10 protein-coding genes are annotated in these 12,544 nt (G+C 62.3%); 2 read left to right on the top strand and 8 right to left on the bottom strand.

The genetic code is table 11. The features are described 5' to 3' along the window. Positions 1–56: 56 nt before the first annotated feature. Entirely contained in the window at positions 57–2,528 is a 2,472-nt protein-coding gene (gene gyrB, locus NKH16_RS07575; RefSeq protein WP_352898886.1) for a DNA topoisomerase (ATP-hydrolyzing) subunit B, read from the top strand. Positions 2,529–2,773: 245 nt separating this feature from the next. Then, positions 2,774–3,691, top strand: coding sequence for a hypothetical protein (locus NKH16_RS07570; RefSeq protein ID WP_352743817.1), 918 nt, complete (start codon positions 2,774–2,776; stop codon positions 3,689–3,691). Between the two features lie 99 nt (positions 3,692–3,790). Here the strand turns inward: NKH16_RS07570 and NKH16_RS07565 are convergent, their stop codons facing one another. The 8 genes from NKH16_RS07565 to NKH16_RS07530 form a co-directional block, all read right to left on the bottom strand. Continuing rightward, on the bottom strand, positions 3,791–5,311 hold the full coding sequence (locus tag NKH16_RS07565) for a hypothetical protein (RefSeq protein ID WP_352745850.1): 1,521 nt from the start codon (positions 5,309–5,311) through the stop codon (positions 3,791–3,793). Between the two features lie 92 nt (positions 5,312–5,403). Further along, positions 5,404–6,801, bottom strand: a complete 1,398-nt coding sequence (locus tag NKH16_RS07560) for an NAD(P)(+) transhydrogenase (Re/Si-specific) subunit beta (RefSeq protein ID WP_352745849.1) — start codon at positions 6,799–6,801, stop codon at positions 5,404–5,406. A 6-nt stretch (positions 6,802–6,807) separates the two neighbouring features. After that, positions 6,808–7,230 carry an NAD(P) transhydrogenase subunit alpha part 2 gene (locus NKH16_RS07555; RefSeq protein WP_502894805.1) on the bottom strand — a complete coding sequence of 141 codons (423 nt, stop codon included), beginning with the start codon at positions 7,228–7,230 and terminating at the stop codon, positions 6,808–6,810. Next, positions 7,230–8,504: a Re/Si-specific NAD(P)(+) transhydrogenase subunit alpha gene (locus tag NKH16_RS07550; protein ID WP_352745846.1), complete on the bottom strand. Its 1,275-nt coding sequence runs from the start codon at positions 8,502–8,504 to the stop codon at positions 7,230–7,232. Before NKH16_RS07550 ends, NKH16_RS07555 begins: the two co-directional genes overlap by 1 nt. A gap of 80 nt (positions 8,505–8,584) precedes the next feature. After that, positions 8,585–8,809, bottom strand: a complete 225-nt coding sequence (locus NKH16_RS07545; protein WP_352522521.1) for an aa3-type cytochrome c oxidase subunit IV — start codon at positions 8,807–8,809, stop codon at positions 8,585–8,587. A 173-nt stretch (positions 8,810–8,982) separates the two neighbouring features. Continuing rightward, positions 8,983–9,132, bottom strand: a complete 150-nt coding sequence (locus NKH16_RS07540; RefSeq protein WP_013528205.1) for a DUF3096 domain-containing protein — start codon at positions 9,130–9,132, stop codon at positions 8,983–8,985. 119 nt (positions 9,133–9,251) lie between these two features. Further along, the gene (locus NKH16_RS07535) at positions 9,252–10,034 is read right to left on the bottom strand and encodes an N-acyl amino acid synthase FeeM domain-containing protein (protein ID WP_023676258.1); all 783 of its coding nucleotides are present in this window, start codon (positions 10,032–10,034) and stop codon (positions 9,252–9,254) included. Positions 10,035–10,184: 150 nt separating this feature from the next. After that, positions 10,185–12,506, bottom strand: coding sequence for a putative bifunctional diguanylate cyclase/phosphodiesterase (locus tag NKH16_RS07530; RefSeq protein ID WP_352898882.1), 2,322 nt, complete (start codon positions 12,504–12,506; stop codon positions 10,185–10,187). Positions 12,507–12,544 lie beyond the last annotated feature (38 nt).

Below are 12,544 nucleotides of genomic sequence, written 5' to 3'. Positions count from 1 at the left end.
GCGATTCGAAGCCGATTTTTCGCGCTCTGCACACGGCATCAATCAGACAGGTTTTCATGAGCGACCAGACCGACATCGCCAACGGCGTTGAAGCCGAATACGGCGCCGATTCCATCAAGGTTTTGAAGGGCTTGGATGCCGTTCGCAAGCGGCCGGGCATGTATATCGGCGATACCGACGACGGCTCGGGCCTGCACCACATGGTGTATGAGGTGGTCGACAACGCCATCGACGAAGCACTGGCCGGCCATGCCGACCTGGTGACGGTGACGCTCAATCCGGACGGATCGGTGACGGTCATCGACAATGGCCGCGGCATTCCGACCGATATCCACACCGGCGAAGGCATTTCAGCGGCCGAAGTGATCATGACGCAGCTGCATGCCGGCGGCAAGTTCGACCAGAACTCCTACAAGGTCTCAGGCGGCCTGCACGGCGTCGGCGTGTCGGTCGTCAACGCCCTGTCGGCCTGGCTGAAACTGAAGATCCGCCGCAACGGCCATATCTACGAGATGAGTTTCACGCATGGCAATGCCGACGCGCCGCTGCGCATCACCGGCAGTTATGAACAAGACAAGGTCCCCGGCACCTATGAAGGGCGCAGCGGCAGCGAAATCACGTTTTTGCCGTCGTCCGAGACTTTCACCATGGTCGAATTCGACTACGGTACGCTGGAGCATCGGCTGCGCGAACTCGCCTTCCTGAACTCCGGCGTGCGCATCGTTTTGACCGATGCCCGCCATGCCGACATCATGCGCCATGAATTGCACTACGATGGCGGCCTCGAAGAGTTCGTCCGATATCTCGACCGGACGAAGAAGCCGTTGCTCGACAAGCCGATCTCGATCCGCGCCGAGCGCGACGGCATCACGGTCGAAGTCGCCATGTGGTGGAACGACAGCTACCATGAGAACGTGCTGGCCTTCACCAACAACATCCCGCAACGCGACGGCGGCACGCATCTGGCAGGCTTCCGCGGCGCGCTGACGCGCCAGATAACCGGCTATGGCGACTCCTCGGGCCTGACCAAGAAGGAAAAAGTGGCGCTGATCGGCGATGATTGCCGCGAAGGGCTGACCGCGGTGCTGTCGGTCAAGGTTCCCGACCCGAAATTCTCCTCGCAGACCAAGGACAAGCTGGTGTCGTCCGAGGTCCGCCCGGTGGTCGAAGGGCTTGTCAACGAAGCGCTCGGCACCTGGCTCGAGGAGCACCCGACCGAGGGCAAGGCGGTCATCGAGAAGGTCATCCAGGCCGCTGCCGCGCGCGAAGCCGCGCGCAAGGCACGCGACATCACCCGCAAGAGTTCGCTCGGCGTTACCTCGCTGCCCGGCAAGCTGGCCGATTGCCAGGAGCGCGATCCGGCGAAATCCGAGATCTTTATCGTCGAGGGCGACAGCGCCGGCGGCTCGGCCAAGGGCGGCCGTTCGCGCCAGAACCAGGCCATTCTTCCGCTGCGCGGCAAGATCCTCAATGTCGAGCGCGCCCGCTTCGACCGCATGCTCGGCTCCGACATGATCGGCACGCTGATCACCGCGCTCGGCACCTCGATCGGCAAGGACGAGTTCAACGCCGACAAGCTGCGCTACCACAAGATCATCCTGATGACCGACGCCGATGTCGACGGCGCCCACATCCGCACCTTGCTGCTGACCTTCTTCTTCCGCCAGATGCCGGAACTGATCGAACGCGGTCATCTCTACATCGCGCAGCCGCCGCTCTACAAGGTGACGCGCGGGAAGAGCTCGCAATACATCAAGGACGAAGCCGCCTTCGAGGAATTCCTGATCGGCTCCGGGCTGGAAGAAGCGTCGCTTGCGCTCAGCACAGGCGAGGTGCGGGCCGGGCAGGACCTGCGCAGTGCCATCGACGACGCCTTGGCTGTCCGCCAGCTCATCAACGGATTGCACACGCGCTATAACAGAGGCGTGGTCGAGCAGGCAGCGATTGCCGGCGCGCTCAACCCGGAGATCTTCACCGACCTCCGCCGCGCCAACGAGACGGCCGAGCGTGTTGCCCGTCGTCTCGACATTATCGCCGAGGACACCGAGCGCGGCTGGATCGGCCGCATGTCGACCTCGAACGAGGGCATTGGCGGCTATGTCTTCGAGCGAACGGTGCGCAGCGTCAAGGAGTTCGCGCATCTCGACCTGGCGCTGATCAATTCCGCCGACGCACGCCAGCTCGACCGCTATGCGCCGCGCCTGGCGGAAATCTACGGCGAGCCGCCGGTGCTGCGCCGCAAGGATGTCTCGGAAACCATTTCAGGGCCGCTGGCACTGCTCAATGCCGTGTTTGCCACCGGCCGCAGGGGCCTGACCATGCAGCGCTACAAGGGCCTTGGCGAAATGAACGCCGAGCAGCTCTGGGAAACGACGCTCGACCCGAATGTGCGCTCGCTGTTACAGGTCAAGGTCAATGACGCGACTGATGCGGACAGCTTGTTTTCACGGCTGATGGGCGACGAGGTCGAGCCAAGGCGCGAATTCATCCAGGAAAACGCGCTGTCGGTTGCCAATCTGGACATCTGAGCCGCCGTCCAGATACCCAGCCAGCAGGCATGAAGTGTATTGGTGCGCCTTGGCGCACCAATACGACTGCTGCAACGCAACAAAGATCACCAGGACCGCCGGAACGGAAAGGCTTTCAAGGCATTGTAGTTGATCACAATCGCCGCAGGAGGCATCCATGGGACGTGGCATTTTGCTCTGGCTTCTCGGAGTCCCAATTCCGATCATTATTCTGATCATGCTGTTCGCACGGTAGGGAGGCTTCGATGCAGTCCACCGTAACAGCTGTCGACGTTTCCGCCCCGACGGAATCCGCTTCCACTGCTGTCAGTTGGGGGCCAATCGTCGCCGGCGCCTTTGCTGCGTCAACGCTTACCTTCATCTTGATGCTGCTCGGCTCCGGGCTTGGGCTGAGCATGGTGTCGCCATGGTCCGGCTCGGGTGCGTCAGTCACGACTTTCGCCGTTTCCACCGCCGTCTGGCTGATCGTCGTGCAGTGGCTGTCGTCGGCCCTGGGCGGCTACCTCGCCGGACGCCTGCGCACCAAATGGGTCGGCATCCACACCGATGAAGTCTTCTTCCGCGATACCGCTCACGGCTTCCTGGCCTGGGCGCTGGCGACGCTGCTCGTCGCCGGCGTGCTCGGCACGGCGCTTTCGGCCGCGATAGGTACCGGTGTCCAGGCTGCTTCGACTGTGGCATCGGGCGCGGCAATTGGCGCTTCGGCAGGTGCTGCTGCAAACGCGGGTAGCGCCTCGACAGACAACGCCACATCGTATTTCGTCGATACGCTGTTCCGCCCGGCCGATCCGGCAAGGCTCGCTGCCGCCAATCCGGAGAGCGACGCTGCGGCAACGGCGCAGGCATCGCGCATTCTAATCGCGAGTGCCGCAGCAGGCGAAATATCGGCCGACGACAAGACCTATCTGTCGCGGCTGGTGGCCGCCCGCACAGGCCTGTCCGAAGCGGATGCCACCGCTCGCGTCGATGCGGTAATCGCCAGAGCGCAGGACGCCAAGGTCAAGGCCCAGCAGGCGGCCGACACCGCCAGAAAGGCAGGCGCCACCTTCTCGCTGATTGGCGCGCTGTCGCTGGTCGTCGGGGCCTTCATTGCCAGCGCGGCTGCAGCACTTGGCGGCAGGCAGCGCGACGACGAGGAAGCGATTTTCCTGACCAATCGTTGATCGGTGACTAAGCGAACTCGGTCCGCTTCCGGAAGATTGCGTCCGAAGGGGACCTTGCTTTGAACTGCCGCCGCGGCATTGTCGTGCGCTGCTCGCCGCCTACAGCTCAGCTTCCAGTTTGCGGCCGAGATCGACCGCATCGCGCAGCACGGCAAGGTGCGAGCGCGGTTGTACGCCGGCCGGCGCGTTGACCTCGACGCCGCTCGCCGTCAGCGACCAGTAGAGCCTGTGCGTGAAGACGCGGCCGCCCGAGCCGCGCAGCTCGACCTGGATGTTTTCCACGCCGGGACCAAAATTTTCCGTCATCCGCCCTGAAATCGGGTCGCCGGTCAGCCAGCCATTGCCCCTGTCGAAAATATTGGTCCAGCGCGTCGCGGCAAACACCGCGCCATGATGCACCGCCCGCTGCGGCTTGCCGGAATGGCTGCGCCCTTCCTGGTAGAGCATGGTCCCGCCCGCCGCCCTGTCGGCGATCGGCGGGCATGCCGAAAACAGGCGCTCGGCGATGCCGCGCCTGAATTCGGCGAGGTTGTAGGTCACCAGAAACTCGCTGTGGGTCAGCGGACTGCCGAGCGTGACGAAATCGCTGATCTTCCACGGCAGCGGATGATCGGCGTCGCCGACGCGAAGCTGCCGGTAGAGCTCCCATTGGCTGCGCCGGAATGCGGGGAGGTCATCGAGGCTGTCGGGCCAAGCGGAGGCATCGGCGGCCAGCGTCGCCTTGTCGACGACGTGGATCGCCTTCAGCCTCGCTTTGTCGCGAATGGCTTCCAACTTTCTAGGCCTGAAATCGGCCCACAATATCTGCAACAGATCATAGGCGATGATCGACCCGAGGCTGTGCGAGACCAGCACGATGCGGTCATAGGCATCGTCCATCATGAGACGCTTCAGCAGCTTGAGGCCACGCTCGCGGACCAGCGCCCGCTTCTCGACCGTTGCCGCTTCGGCCCGCACATAGGCGGCAACGTCGCCGAAATAAGGCAAGCCAAACTGGTCCACCGACCAGATGACGAACGACGCCAGAACCGTGACAAGCACACCGGTCGTCCAGGAGATGTAGCCTTGCCAGGTCGACGTTGCGAGCGCCAGCGCCGCGCCAAGGACGACGATGGTGGCCAAAAGCGTGACGACATAGAGTTTGAGCACATCGCGCGGAATATCGGCCGGCTTGCGCCAGAGCAGGGTCGTCACCCAGGCAGCAAGGCGGCTTCGGGTCGTGCCCTGGGTGATATCGGCCCAGTAAAGCTCGTAGAAATCGGTGCGGCGGCCATCGACATCATAGGGCGTGGTGATCCGGCGGAGTTCGTGCGAATTGGTCCGGCTGTCGGGCGTGATCCAGCTCTGGTTGATCTTCGCACCCATCGGGTCGGCCGGATCGGGGACATGGGCATAGAACGGTGCACGGGCCGGATCGTGGCTCCATACGGCCTGGACAAACTCCCTCAACGTGTCCATGGGCCGCTGCTCGCCCATGCCGTGCACGACCACTACCGCCTGGCTGCGCTTGCGTGGCGCCTTCTCTGCTGCGGTCAGATCGGCGGCCGGCGATGCAGCAGAACCAGGGTCGGGCACCAGCACCTCCACGATGACGCCGTTAGCAAGACGACGGGTCGGCATCGTAGCTTCAGAACCGGGAACAGCCAAGAAAAAGCCCGGCGCGGAGCCGGGCTGTATTCGACGATCGGCAGTGAGTTGGCAGCGACGCCGTTTCAATGATCCATCGCTTTGACGATCTCCTCGGTCATCTTCTTGGCGTCGCCGAGCAGCATCATGGTGCCGTCCTTGTAGAACAGCGTGTTGTCGATGCCGGCATAGCCGGAGCCGAGCGAGCGCTTGACGAACAGGCAAGTGCGCGCCTTGTCGACGTCGAGGATTGGCATGCCGTAGATAGGTGAGGACTTGTCGTCACGAGCCGAGGGATTGGTGACGTCATTGGCCCCGATGACATAGGCGACGTCGGCCTGCGCGAACTCAGAGTTGATGTCCTCCAGCTCGAACACTTCGTCATAAGGCACGTTGGCTTCGGCCAAGAGCACGTTCATGTGGCCGGGCATGCGGCCGGCAACCGGGTGGATGGCGTATTTGACGTCGACGTCGTTGGCCTTGAGCTTGTCGGCCATCTCGCGCAGGGCGTGCTGCGCCTGGGCGACGGCCATGCCGTAGCCCGGCACGATGATGACCTTTTGAGCATTCATCATCAGATAGGCGGCATCCTCGGCCGAGCCCTGCTTGACCGTGCGCTCGATGCCGTCGTTGGCAATGGCTGATGTCTCGCCGCCGAAGCCGCCGAGGATGACCGAGATGAAGCTCCGGTTCATGCCTTTGCACATGATGTAAGACAGGATGGCGCCCGACGAGCCGACCAGCGCGCCGGTGATGATCAGCGCCAGATTGCCGAGCGTGAAGCCCAGGGCGGCCGCGGCCCAGCCCGAATAGGAATTCAGCATCGACACGACCACCGGCATATCGGCGCCACCGATCGGGATGATGAGAAGCACACCCAGCACCAGCGAGGCGGCAACGATCAGCCAGAACACCACCTTGGACTCGGCGGTGACGAGCAGCACGATCAGCACGATCAGCGCAATGCCCAGGGCCGCGTTGATGAAGTGGCGGCCACCGATCATGATCGGCTTGCCCGACATGCGGCCGTCGAGCTTCAAAAAGGCGATGACCGAGCCGGTGAAGGTGATGGCACCTATGGCAACGCCGAGGCTCATCTCGATCAGTGCCTGGGCATGAATATCGGCGACGGTGCCGATGCCGAAGCTTTCCGGTGCATAGATGGCGGCGGCCGCCACCATGACCGCTGCAAGACCGACCAGCGAGTGGAAGGCGGCGACCAGCTGCGGCATCGAGGTCATGGCAATGCGCCGTGCCGTGACCGCACCGGCCGAGCCGCCTATCAGCAGCCCGAGCACTATGAGGCCGAAGCGCCCGGCCGAAGGGGTCGCCAGCGCCAGCGTCGTGGCGATGGCGATGCCCATGCCGATCATGCCGTACATGTTGCCCTGGCGGCTGGTGGTCGGATGCGACAGGCCGCGCAATGCCAGGATGAACAGGATGCCGGAGACCAGATAGAGAAAGGAGGCGAAGTTGGCGTTCATAGCGGCCTACTTTTCCTTCTTCTTGTACATGGCCAGCATGCGCTGGGTGACGAGGAAGCCGCCGAAGATGTTGACCGATACCAGCATCAGCGCAACGAGGCCGAAGCCGGTGGCAAGCCCTGAGGCCGAGATGCCGACGGCCAGCAGCGCGCCGACGACGATGACCGAGGAAATGGCGTTGGTGACCGCCATCAGCGGCGTGTGCAGTGCCGGCGTGACGGACCACACGACGTAGTAGCCGACGAAGATCGCCAGGACAAAGATGGCGAAGCGAAAGACGAAGGGATCGATGGCACCGCCGGACAGCGCGTGAGCGGCGTCACCCGCCGCCTCGGTGCCGGGCGCGGCCGCCAGGTTCTGCACCGCGAGCCGCACGGCAGCTGTCGCCTGGTCGAGCTGGTCGAGGGCTTTCTGCAGAGTCTGATCCATCACGCGATCCCTCCGGTGGTCTTGGGCTTCCTCGAAGCGGCCGTTTTCTTCGCAGCCGGCTTCGCCGAAGCCTCGGCAACCATCGTCCTGGCCGGAATGGCCGGTGGCTCGACATATTGGCCCTTTGGCGGCTCCTGCTCAGCCTTTGCGAAAGCCGGATGCACGATCTTGCCAGCATCGGTCAGCATCGTTGCCTTGACCAGTTCGTCGTCGTGGTTGATGGCAAGCGTCTTCGCCGCCTTGTCGACCAGCGTCTCGAGGAAGGCATAGAGGTTCCTGGCATAGAGAAGCGAGGCGGAGGCGGCGACGCGACCGGGAACGTTGAGATGGCCGACGATCTTTACCCCGTTGGCCGTGGTCACCACCTTGCCGGCTTCGGCGCCCTCGACATTGCCGCCGCGCTCGACCGCGAGGTCGACGATCACCGAGCCGGGTTTCATCGAGGCGACCATTGCTGCCGAGACCAGCTTCGGCGCCGGACGGCCGGGGATCAGCGCCGTGGTGATGACGATGTCCTGCTTGGCGATGTGCTCGGCGGTCAGCGCCGCCTGCTTGGCCTGGTACCCCTTCGACATTTCCTTGGCGTAGCCGCCGGCCGTCTCGGCCGCCTTGAACTCCTCGTCCTCGACGGCCAGGAATTTTGCGCCGAGCGAGGCGACCTGCTCCTTGGCGGCCGGGCGCACGTCGGTGGCGGTGACCACGGCGCCGAGGCGGCGCGCGGTGGCGATGGCCTGCAGACCGGCGACGCCGACGCCCATGACGAACGCCTTCGCTGCCGGTACCGTGCCGGCCGCCGTCATCATCATCGGTAACGCCCGGTCATATTCGGCAGCGGCATCGATCACCGCCTGATAGCCGGCGAGGTTGGCCTGGCTGGATAGAACGTCCATCGACTGGGCGCGGGTGATGCGCGGCATGAACTCCATGGAGAAGGCAGTAACACCGGCCTTGGCAAGGGCAGCGACGGCAGCGTCGTTGCCGTAGGGATCCATGATCGCGATGACAGCGGCGCCGGACTTGTAGCCCTTCAGCTCGGCGTCCATGGGGCGGCGCACCTTCAGCACGACATCGGCCCTGGCTGCATCGCCGGCCTTGCCGATCGCGGCGCCCACCCGGGCGAACTCCTCGTCGGGAATGCGCGACGCAGTGCCGGCGCCGGTTTCGACAATCACGTCGAAACCCAGTGCCGCCAGCCGCTTCACCGTGTCGGGCGAGGCCGCGACGCGCGGCTCGTTCGCGTCAAGCTCACGAGGGATGAAAACCGTCTGTCCCACCGCATGATCCTTTCGGCCGGAACCCGTTACCCAAGACGCCGGCCGGCCCCCGGCGGCGCCCTCGACAAAGGTTGGAGGAGTTATCGGAGAATAAAGGCGCCGACGGCCAGGATCAGAACGAACAGGATAGTCCCCGAGAAGAAGCCGCCCACAAAGAAGCCGAACGCCATGGCCAGAAGCACGGCGGCGCAAAATAGCGACCCATATTTGGCCAGCATCACAAAGCCGGCATAGGTGCGGTCGTGCTCGGCATAGTCCATCTTCGCGCCCAGTTCGACAGGACCGGTCGGCGTGTGTTCAGCCATAGGAATACCCCTTCGAAGACATCTTTCAGGCACATAGCGAAAAGCCGCGTTAAGGGCAATGGCACTATTGCCGCATCGCCGCAGCCAACTGTCTCAAGCGAAACTGGAAATCGCTGCGCGAAGCGCGGCGATACCTACCACAATGGATGGCAGGTCCGCTATTGCCGATGTCGTTAGCCGGCGAGATGCGGGAACAGACCGAGCAGGCCGACAACGATCAGATAAAGGGCGACGATATAATTGAGCAGCCGCGGCATCACCAGGATCAGCACGCCTGCAATCAGCGAGATAAGCGGGGTAAGGGCGAGCGTGGAAATGGTCATATCGGTTCCTTTGATCGGATCGCTATCGAAGCGATGCTTGGCGGATGCCGGCCATGCCGACCTACCACCAGCACCCTTGCCCAGAACGCCGAAGCGACCGGAAGGCTCCATGGGCTCGTTCAGGCGGCTTCGCGAAAATACTTGGCGGTGGGCAGGATGGTCAGCGGGGCGAGTTCGCCGGCACCGGGCGTATCGAACAACATGCGCTGCTCCATTGGCGTCGAACGGAAGAACGGAAAGCGAGCGTAGGTTTCATTCTTGATCGCCAGGACATCGGCTTGATAAAGCAGCGCGAAACAGTTGATCACGCCGGCATAGGGCCGCGCATCGCCAATCGGTCGCGCCCGATAGATGCGCTTGTAGAAAGCCGCATGGTCCTCGCGGATCATGGATATGCAATAAGGCGCGCCGAAATGGAAGCAAGCCATGCCCGCAAGGCGCAGCGTCACATACGGGATCTGCGGGTAAAGCCGTGACCATTCGGCGTCCACGGCAAAACGGCTCGGGTCGATAAAGACTTCGCCGGCCGCCAGACGCGGCATCAACAAGTCCTTGTAGACGCTGAGCGCTGGTGATGTGGCGTTATCAGCAGACACGTTATGCAGGCGCATTGTGCTGACCAGCCGCCCCTCGATGTAGATTCCGAACGTATGGCAATTGGGCAGTTCGTCAAACTCGTCATGGACCTGACGGGACGCATTCTCGGGCACCAGATCGTTCATCCGATAGGAATTGTAGCGCAGCCTGTAAATGCTTTCGAAGTCCTCGCCGCTTTCACAGCGTCGGTACTCCGTCCGGTCAAGCAGCGCATAAACATGTTGCGCGAAGCTGGACATGGTCTCGGACGCATCTTTCCCACCAGCGCCCGCCGCATGGCCGAGCGAACTCAACTGGGCACACATGAACTCTATTCCCCGCGATTACCGCCACCAGCCGACACTACGGACGGGTCATGAGATGTAAAGACGAAAATAAGTAGGATTTCGTTTACCGCTCGTTAAGGTTAATAATTAATAAAATTATACTAAAATACGCGGTTTTTCAGCGCGAAGTCAGCGCCGCGGCGCCTTCCTTGCCGTCTGGATGTCCTTGGCGAAGGGCCAGACGGTGCTCGACATCGTCTCGATGCCGGACGCGCTGAGTGCCGACCCGAACAGAAAGCCCTGGACCAGGTCCGGCTTGACCTGCAATGCCAGGATCTTGAGCTGTTCGAAGGTCTCGACACCTTCGACGGTAACCGAAAGTCCCAGCGGCCGTGACAGGTTGACGATGCCCTTGAGCAATTCGAGCGACCGGCTGTTCTGAGTGACATCCATCAGGAACGAGCGGTCGATCTTGATTTTGTCGAGCGGCAGTTTGTGGAGATAGCTGAGGCTCGAATACCCGGTACCGAAATCGTCGAGCGCAATGCGCACGCCGAGCCGCTTCAACTCCTCGATATATTGGCGTGTCAGCGACTTGTCGTCGAGCAGCGCCGTCTCGGTGACTTCGATCTCCAGACGTCCGGCGGAGAGACCGGATTCAGCCAGCGCGTCGCGAACCTTCTGGATGACATCACGGTTGCGGAAATCCTTGGCCGAGAGATTGACCGACACGCTGGTCTGGGCCGGCCATTTGGCGCATTCCGTGCAGGCCGCATGCAGGACGAAGGTGCTGATGTCGGAAATAATCCCCATTTCCTCCGCCAGCGGAATAAAGATACCGGGGGAAATCGGCCCGAGATCGGGATGATCCCAGCGGCACAGCGCTTCGCAACTGGCGATACGCATCGTGCTCATCGCCACGATCGGCTGATAGACCACCCGCAATTCGTTGTTTTCCACGGCGCTGCGCAGGTCCGCCTTCATCAGCTGACGGCTGCGGAAGGCAGCATCCATGGAGGCCTCGAACAGCCGCCAACCGTTCTTGCCAAGCTCCTTGGCCTTGTAGAGTGCAAGGTCGGCTTTGACGATCATGGCGTCAACGTCGGTATCCTTGACCCGCGACAGCACCGCGCCGCCGCTGGCCTGGATGCGTAATCCGTGGCCGGCGACATCGACCTCGCCCTGTAGATTGACAAAGATCTCATCAACCTGGCCGGTCAAGTGGCTTTCATCCTCGATGCGCTCGAAGAAGATCACGAACTCGTCGCCGCCGAAGCGGCTGACGGTGATGCCTGGCCCAGCGACTGCCGCCAGCCGCTCGGCAACGGCGTAGATCAATCCGTCGCCGACCGGATGGCCGAGCGTGTCGTTGACGCTCTTGAAATCGTCGAGATCGAGCACCACCAGCCCGCAGAGACGCTCGGGATCCCCTGAGGCCATGGCTTCCACCACCAACTCGTGGAAGTAGGCGCGGTTGGGCAGGCCGGTGAGACTGTCGTAGCGCGCCATGAAGCGGATCTTGTCTTCCGCCTCGACCCGGGCGGTCACATCCTCGAAAGTGACGACGCCCAGTTCCTGGCTGCCTTCGCGCGCCGAAAATTCATAGTGCTGGCCGTTGGTGAGCGAGACCAGGACCTTGCGGTCGCGGCCCTCGCGCAACGCACGCGTCAGCTGGGCTTCGATGTAACGGCAATCTTTCGGCGCCAGCATGCCGCCTGCAGCGCCGCGCATCAGCAGACCGTGGATCGAGCGGCCTAGCAGCGCATCGGCCGATTTGAGCGACATCAGGTGCGCGGCTTCGGCATTGGCCACCGCCACCCGGCCGTCGGGACCAAGCATGACAAGGCCATGCGACATGGTGTTGAGCGCGCGGTTGAAACGCTGCGCGATGCGGTTCGCCTTCTTTTCCTCCGACAGGGCGGTAAACAGGACTTCGCGGACGATGTCGGCGAACCGCTTGATCGCAAACAGAAAAGGGGCCGACATCAGACCGAGGATGATGTGGTAGATATCGCCGCGCAGGATAAAGCCAAGCGATATGGGCCATGTGGTGGTTATGATAAAAATCATGACCATGCGCGGCGACCCATAATTGCGGCCGGCAATCGACGTGACCGATGCCAGAGTGACGCAGACAGAGGCTATTTCGGCATAGTTGTCGTGGCTGTCATTTGCCAGATAGATACTGACGAAACAGAACGCGCCAAGCATGAAACCATGCATCGAACCGAAAATTATGTAATCGTTTTCGCGATCATGGGCTTCTTCCCACGTCGTCGGGGAAGGAAGTCGCCCGTATTTTCGGATGTTGCGAAGGCGCAGAGTACCGACAATGATGAGCCCAGCGGCAACTAGAAGATACGCCAAGTCCATGGTCTTCCAATAGACCAGAATGACGAGGAGTGTCTGCGCAACAAGGCCGATCGACAGCGTGAACCCGTCGCGAAACAGCGTTTCCACGAACGGAATGTAAACGTCGACCGGAATCTCGTTTTTTCGTCTCAGATTCACGCCTGGATCCCAACCCTGGGGAACCCAGCAGTGTCACA

This window comes from Mesorhizobium sp. M1307 (assembly GCF_040318155.1).
In the GTDB taxonomy this organism is placed as follows: Bacteria; Pseudomonadota; Alphaproteobacteria; order Rhizobiales; family Rhizobiaceae; genus Mesorhizobium.
Note: the sequence above shows the minus strand (reverse complement) of the source record. Positions and strands in the feature narration are given on the sequence as shown.